At 44.4% G+C, this 17,152-nt stretch carries 13 protein-coding genes; 5 read left to right on the plus strand and 8 right to left on the minus strand.

Annotated features, from left to right (window positions below; translation table 11 throughout):
- Window positions 1-173: 173 nt before the first annotated feature.
- Window positions 174-2,006 carry a carboxypeptidase-like regulatory domain-containing protein gene (locus K5Q92_RS21725; RefSeq protein ID WP_220770956.1) on the minus strand — a complete coding sequence of 611 codons (1,833 nt, stop codon included), beginning with the start codon at window positions 2,004-2,006 and terminating at the stop codon, window positions 174-176.
- A 412-nt stretch (window positions 2,007-2,418) separates the two neighbouring features.
- Between K5Q92_RS21725 and K5Q92_RS21730 the strand changes: the two genes are divergently transcribed.
- Window positions 2,419-5,982, plus strand: a complete 3,564-nt coding sequence (locus K5Q92_RS21730) for a hypothetical protein (protein ID WP_220770957.1) — start codon at window positions 2,419-2,421, stop codon at window positions 5,980-5,982.
- A gap of 85 nt (window positions 5,983-6,067) precedes the next feature.
- Here K5Q92_RS21730 and K5Q92_RS21735 read toward each other — a convergent pair whose 3' ends face one another.
- Window positions 6,068-7,144, minus strand: a complete 1,077-nt coding sequence (locus tag K5Q92_RS21735) for a linear amide C-N hydrolase (RefSeq protein WP_220770958.1) — start codon at window positions 7,142-7,144, stop codon at window positions 6,068-6,070.
- Window positions 7,145-7,246: 102 nt separating this feature from the next.
- On the opposite strand from K5Q92_RS21735, the gene K5Q92_RS21740 reads away from it, so the two are divergent.
- The gene (locus K5Q92_RS21740) at window positions 7,247-8,287 is read left to right on the plus strand and encodes a GGDEF domain-containing protein (RefSeq protein WP_220770959.1); all 1,041 of its coding nucleotides are present in this window, start codon (window positions 7,247-7,249) and stop codon (window positions 8,285-8,287) included.
- Between the two features lie 48 nt (window positions 8,288-8,335).
- Here the strand turns inward: K5Q92_RS21740 and K5Q92_RS21745 are convergent, their stop codons facing one another.
- The gene (locus tag K5Q92_RS21745) at window positions 8,336-9,637 is read right to left on the minus strand and encodes an NAD(P)/FAD-dependent oxidoreductase (RefSeq protein ID WP_220770960.1); all 1,302 of its coding nucleotides are present in this window, start codon (window positions 9,635-9,637) and stop codon (window positions 8,336-8,338) included.
- A gap of 415 nt (window positions 9,638-10,052) precedes the next feature.
- On the opposite strand from K5Q92_RS21745, the gene K5Q92_RS21750 reads away from it, so the two are divergent.
- Window positions 10,053-10,439 (plus strand): DUF2541 family protein, encoded by a 387-nt coding sequence (locus tag K5Q92_RS21750; RefSeq protein WP_220770961.1) that lies wholly within the window; start codon window positions 10,053-10,055, stop codon window positions 10,437-10,439.
- Between the two features lie 74 nt (window positions 10,440-10,513).
- Here K5Q92_RS21750 and K5Q92_RS21755 read toward each other — a convergent pair whose 3' ends face one another.
- Complete coding sequence (locus tag K5Q92_RS21755; protein WP_220770962.1) at window positions 10,514-11,041, minus strand: hypothetical protein; 528 nt, start codon at window positions 11,039-11,041, stop codon at window positions 10,514-10,516.
- Between the two features lie 131 nt (window positions 11,042-11,172).
- On the minus strand, window positions 11,173-11,961 hold the full coding sequence (locus tag K5Q92_RS21760; protein WP_220770963.1) for a helix-turn-helix domain-containing protein: 789 nt from the start codon (window positions 11,959-11,961) through the stop codon (window positions 11,173-11,175).
- Window positions 11,962-12,062: 101 nt separating this feature from the next.
- Here K5Q92_RS21760 and K5Q92_RS21765 point away from each other — a divergent pair, with 101 nt between their 5' ends.
- Window positions 12,063-13,313, plus strand: a complete 1,251-nt coding sequence (locus K5Q92_RS21765; RefSeq protein WP_220770964.1) for an MFS transporter — start codon at window positions 12,063-12,065, stop codon at window positions 13,311-13,313.
- 60 nt (window positions 13,314-13,373) lie between these two features.
- Here K5Q92_RS21765 and K5Q92_RS21770 read toward each other — a convergent pair whose 3' ends face one another.
- Entirely contained in the window at window positions 13,374-14,435 is a 1,062-nt protein-coding gene (locus K5Q92_RS21770) for a DUF2955 domain-containing protein (protein ID WP_220770965.1), read from the minus strand.
- A gap of 27 nt (window positions 14,436-14,462) precedes the next feature.
- Window positions 14,463-15,530, minus strand: a complete 1,068-nt coding sequence (locus K5Q92_RS21775) for an HlyD family secretion protein (RefSeq protein WP_220770966.1) — start codon at window positions 15,528-15,530, stop codon at window positions 14,463-14,465.
- Between the two features lie 100 nt (window positions 15,531-15,630).
- Between K5Q92_RS21775 and K5Q92_RS21780 the strand changes: the two genes are divergently transcribed.
- The gene (locus K5Q92_RS21780) at window positions 15,631-16,497 is read left to right on the plus strand and encodes a LysR family transcriptional regulator (RefSeq protein WP_220770967.1); all 867 of its coding nucleotides are present in this window, start codon (window positions 15,631-15,633) and stop codon (window positions 16,495-16,497) included.
- 264 nt (window positions 16,498-16,761) lie between these two features.
- Here the strand turns inward: K5Q92_RS21780 and K5Q92_RS21785 are convergent.
- A partial coding sequence (locus K5Q92_RS21785; protein WP_220770968.1) for a TonB-dependent receptor domain-containing protein occupies window positions 16,762-17,152 on the minus strand: 391 nt, incomplete at its 5' end.

Raw genomic sequence — 17,152 nt, forward strand, 5'->3', positions numbered from 1 at the left:
TCTACGGCAGCTACAACTTGTAATTTAAAGCCTAACGAATAATCTCGCTGTGTTCGCTTAACGCGGGCTGGTATTGGTGTGGTCATAATAAAGTCCTAAATGTGTAAACACATTCCAGGACAAGACAAGCTACACAAAAAAGGCTGCCAATTGGCAGCCTTTTCTAAATCGACTTATTTAGTCACGCTAACATCAGACCACTTAGCATCATCGTAATCTTGCCAAACCACAATACCATCACTGTTGCGCACAAAAACGGTAATGTTAAATTGATCGACTGCGTCTTCCTCTTTAAAGGTATAGTCAACCTCACACACACCCCAATCGCTAATCACTCTATCTAATACGCTATGGTTACCAGTCTTTTCAAAGCGGCACTCAACCACATCATTTTGTGGGTCGCTATACAGCGCCTTTAGCTGATAAGTTTGGCCCACTCGAGCCATCACATCAGTCGCAACCACACCATTAATCAATAAGCTATCAACCATTGCAGGTTTAAACTTAGTATCCAGCGGGATCTTAATAACGACTTCTTCGGACTCAACTAGAAAATCACTATAGGTAAGATAGCGAATATCATAAACATAGTGAGGGTATGCGCTATCGGCTTCAAACAGAAGGCTGTCCCCTTTAGGAAGATCTGCCGTACTGTCCTTCCGACCTACAATATGAAACTCAGCCACACGCTCATCGGGCCCAGAGACTTCAACATCTATCTGCACGCTGCCATCAATTGCTATCGGCTGCTGTACTTCAACCTGCATATAAGTAGAATCGGGTTGGTTAACGAAAACCTCATCCCCCACGGTCACAGTTTCCACTTCTAGCTCTTCTGACTCAACGTAATCTGCCATTAAAAAGCTAATATAAGCCTCAACATCGGTTATGCCATCGAAACCAAAGAAGCCATCATCATTGCTCAGCTGAGCCACAACTGAAATCGAATACTCTTCAGTATCTTTTTCTGTAATCGTGTATTGATAATGATAAACACCACTTCCCGTTATCACTTGCTCAGATCCAGGTCTTAAACCAACTTCAAATTTACCTATCACTGGGCGATCATTAGGATCTTCCACCGTTATCTCAACCGAAACGGTATCGCCAACGGTATACTCTGTTTCAATATCATCTGACCACCACGAAAACTGTTGCCACAGGCCAGTTAATGTCTGCTCATTATTGACATTAACCTGAGTAATAATCGGATCTTGGTGCATTCTGAACGCGCCAATCGAGTCATCAAACTCTTCAATCTCAACAATAGTGCGAGTCCAGATATTAGAACCATCTAGGACGACATCGTCAGCTTTTAAGGTGTAGCTGCCAGTTGGAATACGCTCAAATGAGAACTTACCGTTGTCATCGGTAATGGTTTCAAACTCACCATATTTGCCTTGCAGCAATACTTTAACGCCAGCTAGAGAAACACCATCGCTATCGGTATAAGAAAAGTCTGGCTTACCGTCGCCATCAATATCAATTAACCGATCAGCCACCATGTCGCCATCAACGTCAATGTTGAGTTCGCTAATACCATCGAAGTTATTATCGATATTCACATCCGCAGCAGCATCACAGTTCATATCAACGTTCAGGTAAATCCCCTCACGAGATGTTAGTGTGTTTAACTCGGCTAACTTGTCACCATTGAGGTCGATATTGTAATAAAGGTTACCTTTATCATCGGTTAGGTTGGTGTCAGCAACACCGTCTTGATCATAATCTTGGTTGTACAAGTTTTCTGCTATCAAGCTGTTATAGGTGTCACCACATACATGCCATGTGGCTAGCTCTGCTTCACCTTGCTCACCATTTTCAGCACTGTAATTGCTACCACGACGCGAGTTGACTCTCGCAAGCGCCTTATCATCAAACAAATAGGCATCTGCAACTACAGATCCCAACACTTGGCCGCCAGATTGCTCTGACTCACTTCCACCACCGCCACACGCGGTTAATGCACTCACTGCAAACGAAATTAATAGCGCTTTTTTCATCATGACTCGTATTTACTCGTAAAACCTTACTGACATCGCCTTAGCGAAGAGCGAGGATTACGTATAACAACTTTATTTAAATTAGTTAATTAGGATGCAAATACCTTGCTCTCCTAAAATCGGCGCGAGATTATAAACGCAAGCAATCAAATAGGGGAGACAATTTTTAGCGGGTAAAAAGACCCGAGGTTTTGTTGATAGGAAAATCGTAGTTACTTGCTTGAACCTGCAGCATTAATCCAAAACGTCCTCGCCGTGCCAAGATTTCTGTCTGTGTTATCACAAATTTCCAGACCGTCATAAAATTGATTGGCTAAATAACTGATCTGGTTGAAGTGTTCAGGTATTCTGCAGTGAAAATCTAGTAGTTATCCCAATCCCCTCGGGATCAATCCAATGTTTATAGGACAGCAGTATGGACACATTTAGCCAGCTACAAGTTATCGAGTTTAACCGCAACAGCACGGCCAGCATCGAGCAAGCCTTACAAACCTATCAAGCTAAGCTAGAAGCGCATCAAGCCTTTGATAGAAGCGGTCGATTCAACTTGATGTTTATGGATAACAGCAGCGGCACAACTGAACACTTGCAACTAGAGATGCTACAAGACAAGCAGCCAACAATGGATGCACTTGGGTTAAACCCAGATGGTGGTCACTTAAGTAGCTATGTTGTCAGTGATGAACGTCAACTGCATCTGTCTGAGACCTTATTATTTGCCCTAGCCCTTGAGCATGAATCACTCAACCCACAGCTACGTAAGACTGCACAAGCCATGGTTAACCATGCCCGCTTTGAAAACGACACCAGTGACATGTGGCTTGATGACACGCGAGTATTCGGCGCCGAACCTCTATATATGATGGCGGCAAAAGACGCTAATGACGCCGTTTATTTAGCGCAGTTTTTTATTCCGTACTGGGATGATGAGCATGCAGTTGGCTATGGCGATATGCTGTTAAGCCTACTTAGAAAACATGGTTGGTGTGAAGCGATGATCAACGCCTTTATCTGGTGTGATAATCACAGCTTTAGATTCGCTTTTTACGGCAGTGATTGGGAGCAACCGGCGCCAAAATACCAGCCGCTTGGGGATTATTTAAAAGCTAATCCTGATAAATATCCGCGTTTTATTGAGCTGGTTAAGCAACGCTTTCATGCCCAGCCCGCACTGGTTTATAGCGAGGATGACTCACTTGAAGAACAAAAACCGATCCTCAATTTATACCTCACCTTAATTGCCGAATGTTGTGGTCAAGACAGTGAAGAAATGGACTGTGAACGCACCGAACATTTCATTCATGATAGCCTTGAAAATGAAGCCATCAACTTACAAAACCAGCTAAAGCAGGAGCTTAACGGCAAGCTCTGTTGTTATGCAGGCAGTATAGCCTACCAACGAAAGCAACGAATTGAGCGCGCAGAACGTAAAGAAGCACGCGACAAGTACCTAGGCGGACTTAAGATGGTCAGCGAGTTTATGCTGAGCCTTGAAAATAGCCACGCTCTACTGGCTTACATATCTACTGGCGAAAATCCGGAGATCCTTGATGATATTGAATGCTTTAACATCGTCCCTCATAGTGAAAAGCACGCAATAGCCTTTTTTGAAGCCATTCAAGAGTCTTGCTGGGATATGGACGACTTTGACCATGTGCGCGATAACTTCCATGAAGTGATGGAGCTCCTAGCAAAAGATTTGCTGCAAGATAATGATGAGGACATGAGCGAAGCAGAAATCAATGGCTTTATCAGCCGAGTCAATCCAAAGCCCGAAAATGTTACATTGGCATCGGCTAACAGTCAGCCTGAAAGCCAAGTACGCAGTGCGCAAACCCTATTACGATTTGTCGACATTTTCTACCGCTTCTTTGGCCAACAAGCCTTTAATGACGAAATGTGCGACCTGTTAACCGGTGAGACAGAGTATCAAGCCATTATCAGTGTTGATGATTACTACGCACGCTACATGCCTGCAGGTGCCGAACAAAAATCAACTAATGGAGTTAGTAGAGCAGAACAAAAATCGTTAGATAGCTTACTCGATGAATTTTGTGACATTGGCTATAGCCAGATCTCTGCAGAAATGCTCGAACAAGCTGACGAGCTATTTGCTAATCGTGCCTGCTTAAACTGCCAAGACTGGCCTGAAGATGAGTTAGGTATCGACGCACTATGTGCTTACCTATTACTTAAAGATAAACAGCAAAATTGCGATGATGAATACACTCAAGCCTTGCAGCACAAACTCAATGGCATGTTTGAGCGTGCTGTAAACTTGATGCTCGAAAATGCCGATATCTTAGGAGATGGTCCTTTCACCGAAAAAGGCCTCAATGAATCAGAGCTACAGCAACTAAAAGCTTATTTTACCGATACTCATCCAGAGCTTGATCAACAGCAAATGATAGCGCTATTAAACCAGCACCTTTATAGCGAAAATATCTGTCGTCAGGCATATTTATACTTCCCTAAAATTAGCCCACTGCAAAAAAGCTATAGCTTCTTAGATGACCGTGATGATGACTACCAACGGGTGATCCTAAGTTGCTTATGGCTAAAACAACTCGACATCCCTGAAGCCATTAATGCTGAGCGGATTTGGCAACTGCTGATCACCATGGCACCGATCAGAGTTGTGCATGTTATTGCTAAAGCCTTTAGCGAACATAGCCGCAAGTTGAGATTTGAGTCAGCTGTCGATGAGCGCAACTTTTTCGACATGTTAAACAGCCATGGCATAGATAAAGCCTTTACCTTGGCCTATCAAGTTGAGCAATTTAGCGCTAGCTCATCTCGCACTGAAGATTACGTAAACTTAGTCGAGTTAATAGGTGCTTTAACCACTGAAAAACCAATAGATCCAATAGCGCAGGAAAACGCTAAGGCGTTATTGCGCGGACTAGATTATAGCTATCAACCCATAAAGCTCGATTTTCATAAGCATGTGGCAATGGCTTTCCCAAGCATGCCTTTTGCTCTCGATAACGAACTAAAGCAATGTCTAGCCGACTTTATTAAGCTTAATCAAAACTCATGGGAAGAGGTGATTGCCAGCAAGTTTAGCGACAATGTGATCTTCTCTGGCTTTGTTACCGACGAGGCTGAGCTGCCTAAAAAGTTACGCTTTCAGGTCAAATTGCACCCTAACGCCGATATCAGCCAAAGCCGTAAGAACGATAGAATGGATTGGATCTACACAGAGGTCTTACAGCAGGTTGGCGATGAACTACTGGTTTTAGTAGCAGACAAAGACGCTTTTAAAGACGGTAATTTTTACGTTGGCGGTCAAGTTGTGATCCTCGATGACAAGGTAGACGCCCAAACCGTGATTGACGCGGTAAAAGACCTACCTACTCCAGAAGAGCGCCAAAACCAAGTTAACCAAAACCTATGGGCGTATCTGCATGGCGAGCTAGATTATGCTGAGTTTGCGCCGCAGTTTAACCAAACTGTGAGCTATGAAACCACGGTCAACCTAAAAGAGTATCGTAGCCATTCACTGAGCCAATATGTATGGCTGCTGGACGATGAGCGTTGCGGTCGCTTAGTTAAGTTGCTAGCAAATCACAGTTATCGCGCTTATAAAGTGATTACAGACGGACTAGTCACAGGCTACATGGACATGCTTGCCCTGCAAGGCAAGATGGACTTAGCAACTCGCTTAGAGTGCGATGAAGATGATTATGAACAAGCCGCTTATCAAGCTCTGCTTGATTGGCTGTTTAGCCATAAGGTAAAGCCAGAACTCCTGTTGCTATATATGATAAAACACTATCAACCATGCATGGGACAGTACATTATCGCCATGGCGCAACGCGATGAACTTAAACCTTTGCTGCCATTTTTGCGTATCGACTCCAAAGCTGAATTAGTGGATATCTTAGCCAAGCAAGCAGGTGGAAATGAGTTTATGAGTTTGTTCGCTAAAGAGAAATCACGCAAAATTCGTGACAGGGTTGAGGCGGCATTAAGCTAAAGCATTCTCCCTAAAAAGAGCGCCCCCCCAAAACAAAGGCTGAGTCATCACTCAGCCTTTTTATTTATCAGGTAGCTCAATTGCTCTAGGACTTAAACGGGTCTTCACAGCTCTGTAAGTGATCACTCATTGATCCTTGAAGCTGAGGGTGGTTATCAAGCTCACCGCTAACATTATTCACTGAGATCAGCTTTACCCTCGCACATTGATTAGCCTCAGCATCGACTTCTAGCCAAACCGGCATCATATTCAACGGGTTTAAGAAGTAGTAAATGCCTGCTTGATGATCGCTAAGATTTGTCCAGCGTGTACAAGTTGCTTGCTCTTTTTTACTTGGATTAAACGCAAATGGAATCGCGCCATTTTGCATCAGCGCACGTGTTTGCGCTAAAACATCAGCAGGATTTTGTACAGGATCAGAAAGGGTTAAGTTAAATGCGGCTCGCTCAAAACTTTGGGTTGCCGATATCCCGCCCGGAACGGTAAACACAGGAGTCGCTATCGCAGGCTTGGTTTGCCCCCAAAGGTATTGCCAGTACTTTAGAATATTCAGCTGAGTGGGATAGTCAGGCTCATTGGTGACAATTTGATTCTCTTTCCCCTCATAAACATGCAGTTCACCCGCTTTAATCTCAATCACTGCAGAGTGACCATGAAGGTCTGACACGGCCAGATGGATCTTATCCTGCATCAAGTCTTTCGCCTTGCCACCTTCGGGGATCTTTTCTTTAATCAACTGCAAAGTGTTGCTCTTAGCATAGTTAACTACTTGGTTAACATTAGCAAAACTATCCAAAATATATTGTGGCCAGCGTAATATACTGATGTTGCAGTTTTCCTGATAATGCTTAGGTTTTCCATAAGTCGCTGGCGTGTCATATAACACATTAACCACTAAACCTTCTGTATTCATTCCATCAACTGTCGCATAGCCTTGAGTCTCATCTCCCATCATGGCAACGATACTGGCGTATTTTGACTTCCAGTGAAATATCACACTAGGATCAAGATCCTTCTTCTCCGCCTTCTTCGTTGATAACCCTTGCCTATTAAGCCCTTTAGGAAATTGAAATAAATTGGCTTCGATAGGTCTGAACCAGTTCATGTTCCTTCCCGTTACCGGATAGTCAGAGTTAAGATTATTTAATACTCTTAAGCACATATCAGTTCCTTTAATATCTCTTATTTTAAATCTGGTTGTTTGACATCAATCGAAAGTACAATAACATATAAACAACATAATGGAGCAGGACCCGATACGGATATGGATAGCATAGAGTTAAATAGTACCTATAACTTAAGAAGGGCCGTGTTAATTGGCATGTGCACGCTTTTAGGCTGCCTGAGCTTTCTACTCGGTATTATTAACCTATCTATTGCAGCAAAGTGGATAACGCTTGGTTTTATAGAACTCTTCTACGCACTCTGCTCGTTTGCACTGGCGTTGCTAGCAGTCAAAAAAAGACACAAATTTTGGCAAGTTATCCTATATATTTTTGTCTTAACCGCTATCGTAATTTATGCAGTATCCCTCTCTCAAACCATAGATTCAATGCTCTGCTGGGTACTGGTTTTACCCACGGTTTACTATCTACTGCTAGGTAAACAATTCGCAAATTTTCCGGTAATTATTCTTTTCACCGCTGTCGTTGCAAATATCATTAGTAAATATGGTCTTACCGTTAACCCGCTGCTGGTTAACTTCGTTTTTAGTTATCTACTTATTTGGGCCGTTTCTCATATCTACGAAAAAAACCGTGCCCACTCAGAAGCTAAATTACAAGAGCTGGCACTACAAGATCCTCTCACCTTAAGCTTTAATCGACTAGCACTGACAAAGTATTTTGAGGATGTCGTTTCAAAGCCATCTCTAAAAGAGTTTGCTGATGAGGTACACCTACTGATTTTAGATATCGACTTCTTCAAACAGGTAAACGATAAGTATGGCCATGAGGCGGGCGATATTGTTCTACAAGAAAGCGCCAAAATTATCAGCCGCCTTGCCGGTGATAAGCAGACATTTAGGATAGGTGGTGAAGAATTCTGTGTGTTGATTGAAAACAAAAAACAAGATGAAGCGATAGTGCTTGCGCAATTAATCAGAACTAAGCTTGCTCAGCACACTTTTAAACTCACAGAGCAAGAAAATATCAACATCACAGTCAGCATTGGGCTAAGTAAATATCGCCCAGGTATGGCTTTGCCTAATCTGTTACGCCAAGCTGATCAGCGCCTGTATCGGGCGAAAAACAATGGCCGAAATCAAGTGATTTATCACAACGCCCCACTTGCGGCCTTGGCATGATAGAAAAGGGAATGGCTTCCCCTTTCTATCATTTAAACAGGCTCAATATTAGTGCAGTTTCATTCTTGGTCTAACGACACGCATCACCTTTTCAGCGCACCATAACGCGACTGTTTTCAAGGTGCCGTGAATCGCTTGTTGATGCATACGATAGAGCGAAATATAAACCAGACGAGCGATCTTACCTTCAATAAACATGCTGTTCTTGGTCAGGTTCCCCATCAAGCTGCCCACAGTGCTGTAGCGTGATAGGTTAACCAAGGAGCCATGATCCACATAAACGTAATCAACAAGTGGCAATCCCTTCAGCTCGTTAAGAATATTCTTCTCAACACACTCAGCCATCTGGTGAGCAGACTGCGCTCTTGGCGGCACAAAGCTGCCATCGGCTTGTTGGCAAGCACAGCAATCGCCTATCACGTAAATATCATCACTTACGGTACTGAGCAGATTTGGCTTCACCATAATTTGGTTAGCACGGTTAAGCTCAAATAGACCGATATCTTTTATAAAGTCAGGCGCCTTAACACCTGCAGCCCACAGCATAATGTTAGCTTCAATTAACTCACCTTCAGAAGTCACAAAGCCTGCCGAAGTCGCCTCACTAATACGGGTGTTTTCCATCACGTTAACACCGAGCTGACTCAGCTCTCGTCTAGCAGAAGTGGCAATACGCTCTGGCAAGGCTGGCAATATACGCTCACCTGCTTCAATCAAGTTAATATTAAGCTTATCCGCGGTCATCTTGCTCAAACCATAGACCTTAAGCAAGTCGGTCACATGATAAAGCTCAGCAGACAATTCAACGCCCGTTGCGCCACCACCGACAATAGCAATATTAAGCTCATTGATAGTTTCCGATTGGTGTACTCGGGTAAAGCTATCTAACAGCGCGTTATGGAAACGGTTGGCTTGCTGGTGTGAATCTAAGAAGAAACAGTTTTCTTTGACACCTGGGGTATTAAAGTCATTGCTGATGCTGCCAATGGCGATAACCAGTTTATCGTATTGAATTTGGCGCTCAGGCAGCATTACTTTACCTGACTCATCGACAATCGCAGCGACTGAAATTGACTGCGTTGCTTCATCTAAATCGCAAAATGTCCCTAATTGAAATTGATAACCGTGCTTTGCCGCATGGGCAGAGTAAACGACACCATCAAGCGCTGAATCGAGCGAACCAGTAGCCACCTCGTGGAGTAATGGCTTCCAAATATGAGTTCGGTTTTTATCGACCAAGATAATTTGCGCTAGGTTTTTCTTACCCAGCTTATGACCCAACTGAGTCGCTAACTCCAAACCACCAGCGCCGCCACCAACAATCACAATTTTTGGGTTTGCCGATCTCATTATTTGATTCCTCACATGGGGCGACTATTGGTCCATTAACGGCTTTAATAGCGCCAAATACTAATTTAACGTTCACTTCTTTATAGAGCATATGTTGACGCAAAACATGACCTAAGTCACGTTGAATAAATTCGTTTTTTTGATAAAAATCAGTTGATTTAACTAACAAATACAAAATAAGCAACAACATAACCAAGGAGAAACCACACTTATTACGCATTAAATATAAAACATAATAACAAGCAGATTTATGCTGTAGTAGGCTCAAAATATGGCTCATAACAATGGAGGCAGTGAAAACAACATGACTTCCCCCTAATATTTGCTAGCGAGATCAAAATTCATTCAAGATAAGCTAGCGCGAAAGCAAACAAACAACTAATTTAGCCGCCCTTTAAAACCACTTACCTAAAATATGAATATGAAATCCTTTGTTGCTGGCCTAATGATGGCTGCAAGCATGCTAGCTGTCAGCAATGTTGCCATGGCTGATGAGCAAATTACCTTAGGTCGTACCATCTTATTGGGCGGCGGCGATCACGGCGCTAAAATCCCGCTACTCGTTTGCCGCAAAACTGACGCTATCCGCGTAAAAGCAGAGCGTGATCTACATTTAGAAAAAATCAAAGTGACCTTCAACAATGGTCAAACAAAGACAATTCACTTCTATCGTGATCTAAAGAAAAACAAATACACTGACTGGCGTAAATTCGCTTACCCACGCTGTGTAAAGAAGCTTGAAGTCTACGGTAACTCTGACGGTTCAAAAGCTGGCGTTAAAGTATTAGGCCGCAAAAAGTAATCGCTCTCAAAACAAAAATGACCACATAAATGTGGTCATTTTTTTATCAGGCTATCATAGCTGTAAACAGCAGATTAATTCGCTTGCTGTTGGCACTCAAGTAATAACTGTTGGAAGTGTGCACCTAAGTCTTGACTAGCAAACTCTTGGCTAGCAGTCGCCATCTCTTGTAAGTGTTGCAGGCCCTGCTCAACACCTTGATCGGCAATAATTTGTTTTGCGTAAGCTGCTGCATCGGCACCTTTTTGCAGGAGACTCGACATATTCTCTAGACTAAAATCCTGTTCCATCAAGGCTTCTAGCTCACTAAGAAGCTCTGTGATCTTTGCCGACTCGACCAATGCCCCCTCTACGTTAACCAGTTCGCCAACAGGATCCATCTCTAACTTACTGGCAACACAAGCGGCAACGCTCCCCGCTTCCGCGCCGTTTGCAACGGCTTCGATACCTTGGCTGCGGATCTGCTCAATCACCTGCTGTAACTGCTCATTTTTGGCCAGCCAAGCTTGCTCTAACTGCTGCTTTTCATCGCCACCAAAATACCCACAACCACTTAGGCCAATCGCCAAAACAGCGGGCACCATTACCGTCTTTAACTGCATTTATCTACTCCAATAAATCAAAGGCTAAACAGCCATTGGCGCTAGTATACATAGTTAAATAAATACCGACTTTTAATCTTTATTAATCTTCAGTTACCCATTTAAATCGAGCTATATATGAGTGACATAACTCAGAGCGCTTTCGATTTTATATATTGCTTAGGCGATTGACCTAAGGTCTTCTTAAAGAAAGTGATAAAGGCGCTGACAGATTCATAGCCTAGCTCTTCGGCAATGCGCTGCACCGACTCCCCAACCGCCAGTTTCTGTAGCGCTAACACGATATGTAGTTGGCCACGCCAGCGGCCAAAAGTGAGTCCTATCTCACTCTTAACTAACCTAGATAATGTACGCTCACTCATGGCATGCTGACTTGCCCACTGAGCCACGGTTTGCCTATCATCAGGCGCAGCCATCAATGCTTTGGCTATGACCTTAAGCCTAGGCTCACTTGGAATTGGAAACTCATAATGCTCAGTTGGCATGCTACGTAGCTGCTCGATTAGTACCGTAACAAGCCTATCGGTCGAGCCCCCTTTTCTATAATCTTGTTCTTGTGCGGTTAAATGAATGATCAACTCCCTCAATAGCGGCGTCATCGACAAGGTACAGCTCTTATCTGGCATCCCCTCTATATCAGGATTAACAAATAACATGCACACATCGGCACTCTTTGAAATCTGGTTGCTATGGGGCACTTGGCTCGGGATCCAAACCGCGCAATCTGGCGGCACAATCCAGATAGCGTCATCGATGTGACACTTAACAAAACCGCTTAACGCTAGAACTAATTGACACTTATGGTGTTGATGAAAAGGGGTTTCGGCATCCTCTTTCTCCCCAATTAATCGCAGTGCAACCACGGCCTGAGGATAAGTGTCAGAGTCAAACTCCGGAAGGGATGGGGCATTAAACTTCATATCATGACCGCTTTTAGCAATATAAAGTCACTATAGCTCAATACAGTAATCAATTAGAAGCGTAAGCTAGCGCACTTTCGTATTCATCCAAGGTGCCTTTTATGACGTTTTCGCATCCTTCTCGCTTCGCTAGCGGTGCTTTTTTACTGCTTGGTGTACTATTGATCTCAATCAGCCTTCGCAGCCCAATTACAGGTGTTGGGCCGTTGCTCGATGCCATTAGGGCTGAGCTACATCTAAGCGCTGCACAAGCGGGTATGCTAACCACTCTACCTTTGCTCGCCTTTGCTTTCTTCTCACCTATTGCAGCTAAACTCGGTCGTAAACGAGGGCTTGAACAAGCGCTGATGTTGTCATTACTGTTCATCGTTAGCGGACTTGTTGTGCGCTCCCTTGGCACTGCCAGTACACTCTTTATCGGCACGCTGATCATCGGCGCAGGCATCGCCTTTGCAAACGTATTGCTTCCCAGCTTAATGAAGCGAGATTTCCCCACTAAAATTGCCACCATGACCTCGATGTACGTATTGATGATGGGCGCAGGATCGGCGATGAGTGCCAGTTTAGCTATCCCACTGACGGAGATAGCTAACCAGTTGTCGATAAATGTAATCCCAAGTTGGGCATTCTCCTTAGGCAGTCTTATCATATTCCCGCTGATTGCAATTGTGGTATGGCTACCACAATTGCGAAACCACACTGCGCCGAGTAATGACACCCAAGCACTCGATAACCACAATTACCTTTGGCGCAATGGCAGCGCATGGCAGATCACCCTATTTCTAGCACTGAACTCCTTCTTGATGTACATCTTTATCAGTTGGTTACCCACTATCTTGGTTGATAACGGCTTTAGCCATCATGAGGCTGGCGTCATTCACGGTGTGCTGCAGCTATTTACGGCCGTTCCCGCCTTAGTACTGATCCCATTTATGAATAAATTTGAAGATAAACGTCTGCTTAGCTTTGGCCTCACCTTGATGGCGTTAATTGGTATTTTAGGACTGTTGTTCAAACCTGAACTCGCCATGGTTTGGGGAATGCTTTTTGGTTTCGGTGCCGGCGGTGGTTTTATCGTGGCGCTGGCCTTAATCAGCCTTCGTACCACGAGTGCACAGCAGGCAGCGACGCTATCAGGTATGGCGCAGTTTTTAGGTTACTTACTGGCGGCTACAGGCCCGATGATTATTGGCGAGCTACACGAGCAAACAAGCAACTGGCAGCTCCCACTGGCTCTCTGTTCAGTCAGCGCCATCTTGTGGAGCATATTTTCTCTGCTAGCGGCAAAAGATGAGTTAATTAAACCCATGACTCAAAGCTACCACACCAGATTAGAACGAAACCTCTCCTAATATTTCGCCGAAACGGGGCTGCAAGCCCCTGACTCCTAGCGAGCAAAGCATTCAATATTTCTATGTTGTCGTCTGTAGCAAAGGCCGATTTCGAATCACCCGCACTAAGAAGTGGTGCACTACCCAAATAGCCAAAGAGGTCCCTATCACAGCCACTACAATTGAGCTAAAGCGATAGCAGATGGAAAAGAAAGCATCTTGCTGCTCGGGGACAAACGCGCTTGTCAGCGGTACAGTTAACGCCGACATCGCCGAGAAACCTAGCCCCGCTTTTATGCCACCAATAGCTAGCCAACGGCAAAAAACTCCCGCAGCAATGGCAAAACCCAGTAAGAATAGAATCAGGTTGTTGGCTAGGCTATATAAGGTGAGTTGTAAGACCATTCCCGCTAGACACCCTAGAAAGGTCCCCAGAATACGGATCTTAGCTACAGCCATTGAGCCGACAAAAGTCATCGGCGCCAGCACAATAAAAATAGAAGCTTGCGCCGAAAGAGAATCATTGAGATCCGCCACCTGAAACAAGATAAATGCCGCCATAGCGATAATCCAACCGAGTGCCGCTTGTCTCATCATGCCGATATGATCTTTGCGTTGATTATCGATATGGGTTTGTGCCTCTCTGGGCGGCGTTAAACTCGCCTTAGGGAGTTTAACACTGGGCTCAGGAAACAGATAGAAAGCAAGCGCCACCACGGGGCCTGTGAGTAAGGCCGAAGCGATTAACCCCATGATAAAATCTTCTAAATCAAAGCCCGAGAAACTGCCAAAATTCAGTAAAATTGAACCCATCAACAATCCAATGTAACCAAATAAATAACTGGTTTTATGGGTCATGGCGATGCATTTAAACAACAACATAATCGCCACGGCTAAGGTCATTAGCAGTGGGTAGGGCTGAAAGAAGCCCACAATAAAAGTGACCTGTAGACAGACCCAAACTACAGCCACTATCAGCTGCACTATGATGCCACTATTCCAGCGTTCGAGCTGGGTTAGCACAAACATTGGCAATAGTGCTGCAAACATGCCGTTTGACCAACCAAACACTAAGGTAACCGCCAGTCCAAACACGCAGCCAAACCAGATCCGCTGGGTTTTTCTCAAAGTCTCTATTTGCACTGTGGCGCTCCTTGGGATATGGACGGTTTAATAAATATAGTGAAGCCAGCTGACCAGATTAATCTGCAACTTAGCGAGCCAAGCCCACAGACTATCACCTGCAGGGTAAAGCACTACCGTGGCTCGAGAGCCAACAAATAACGGCTGAGGTAGAGTACTCGAACTGGTTAAGTTCACTCTGACTCGCTGTGCATCTCGTACCCAACGATTACTTGTTTCAACATGAGTCAATTGTCCATTAGGGCTCTGCTGCGCAGCGGCCACACCAAAGTCGCGACTCTGTAGATCTAGGTTAAATACCTTTCCAGGAAAAGCATCGAATGCCACCAAGGCCTTGGACTGGCTATTTATCTGAGCAACCGCTTTTTCACGAAAATCCGCTGCTACCCAGAGAGAGTCTGTTGGAATGAAGGTCAGCAGTGGCATATTGCTATTGGCGGTACTTCCCACCTCTAGCTGCAGGTTTGTGACGACACCATCGCTTGGTGCAACGACTTGGGTATGAGATAGATCTAGCAGCGCTTGCTGAAGATTATTCTGTGCCGAACGCACAGCACTGCTCTGCCCCGGCGCATCCCCCAGCTGCACCGTTAATGCTCGCAGTTCTTGCTGAGCTGCCCGCAAATTAGCACTGGCGGCACTATTATTCGCTAAGGCATTATCCAGCATAGAGAGTGACACTAATTTCTTTGTAGCCAGCTTACTAATGCGCCTATATTCACTATTGGCATTTTCAAAAGCCGCTTGATTAGTGGCCACTTTTGCCTCTGCAGCCTCCACCTTAGCGTACATGGCATCTTCCTGCTCATGGGCCTGCTCCAATGCCAGCTGAGCTTTTTCTACAGCCAATACGTACTTACGTTTATCTATGTTAAATAGCTTATCGCCCTTCTTCAGTTTTTGATTATTACTCACCTGCACATCGGTGACGGTTCCGGTCACTTCGGGGGCAATTTGAATCACGTAACCCTGCACTCGACTCTCTGTAGTGAGTGGTGCATAGCGGTCGGCAATAACGATATAGCCGACTAAAAGAATGAAAATAATTATCAAGCTTTGCATCCAGCGACGAAAAGCATGCTCTGCGGTTTGCATCTATAGGTCCAAGGTTAATCTGAGGGGCGACTATTATAGATATTGCTAATTAGATTAAATAGAATGACAAATAGCGCACTTATGACCTATAGGTAGAACAATGAATCTGAGCTTAGACGATCTACACCTGTTTGTATTAACGGTTCAACATGGCGGGATCAGTGCTGCGGCAAAACAACATTCACTGCAGCGTTCCAAGGTCAGCCGCCGCTTACAAGAATTAGAAAAAGCCTTAGGATGTCAGCTACTTATTAGGACAACTCGTCAAATTGAGTTAACAGAAAATGGGCGGCTGCTGTATCAGCAAGTCAATCAACAACTAACAGAGGTCGTCCAAGCCGCTAAGCTCCTTAGCAACCAGCAAAAATCATTACAAGGTGTATTAAGAGTCGCGGTACCCGCAGCGCTTATCACTTCCAACATGTTTAGCCTATTAATCGATAAATACCTAGGCCAGTTTCCCGATGTCTTATTAGAGGTGCTGCACTGTCAGGAGAGCGTTGATCTCAAACGAGAAAATATCGATATCCAAATCTTACCTGACGGAGTAAAGGTGCAAAATGAGGACTATGTGCAGCAAACCCTGCTACGTTTCCCAAGTAGCCTAGTTACCTCGCCAGCTTACCTACAAAGTCAGGATCCGATTAACGGTCTTGATGATCTTGTTGCACACCCACTCATGGTCAGTCGCTACAACCAAACCTCCCTCCCCGATCATCTGACCCTGAGGCTTTGCTCCGACGATCTGCGCATGCTCCAGCACATGGCCACAACAGGTAAAGGAATTGCATTATTGCCCACAATATTAGTCAAAGATGCGCTGGCATCAGGCGAACTCAAGTCGATACTCGTCAACGAGAAGCTGCCTGAGATCAAATTGACGCTCATCTATCCTTCGAGGCAATTTTTACCAGAAAAGAGCCGAGCGCTAATCGAGCTGCTTAGAGAGACTTTTAAACTCTCTTAAACAGCAAGAAACTTATAAGGAGTGTTCTTGGCTACCCAACTCCTCATTGAGTCGCTCATAAGGAAAAACCATTATGCCGCCCAGTCACCTTGAATTAGCTTGCCAACAGCCACTCTTAGTAGTTCAACTACCTTATATTAATTACTATAAATAGCTTCTGTTCAGTAAATATGACTTAGCTAGATAATAAAAAAGCCAGTAGCGATTAGCTACTGGCTTTTATCAATATCGATGCTCTTTAAAGCATGATAAGACTAACTCAAATTAAAGCTTATAGTTTGCACCTAGGAAGAATGCACGACCCGTTGTGTCGTAGTATCCTGCGCCATCGTATACATATGGGTTACGTGGTGGCTCAAGATCAAATGCATTCAATACACCGAAGCGTAGCGAGAAGTCATCTGAGAAGTCATACGAACCAGTGAAGTCCCAAACTGTATGCGATGGAATATCGTTATAGTTGTTGTTCTCTGGCTTCCAGTCGTTGCTAGCAACAGCTGAATGACGGTAGTTAGAACGCGCTTCTAAACTTAGTGCATCATACTTCCAACCTAGGCTGAACATCGCCTTCCAACGTGGATCTGTGTATTCACCCACATCGACTTGTAAGTCTTCTTCAAATCCTGTTGGGTTATATTCCCACTGCTCTAGGTAA

Origin of the sequence: Shewanella sp. MBTL60-007, assembly GCF_019654915.1 — a bacterium.
In the GTDB taxonomy this organism is placed as follows: Bacteria; Pseudomonadota; Gammaproteobacteria; order Enterobacterales; family Shewanellaceae; genus Shewanella.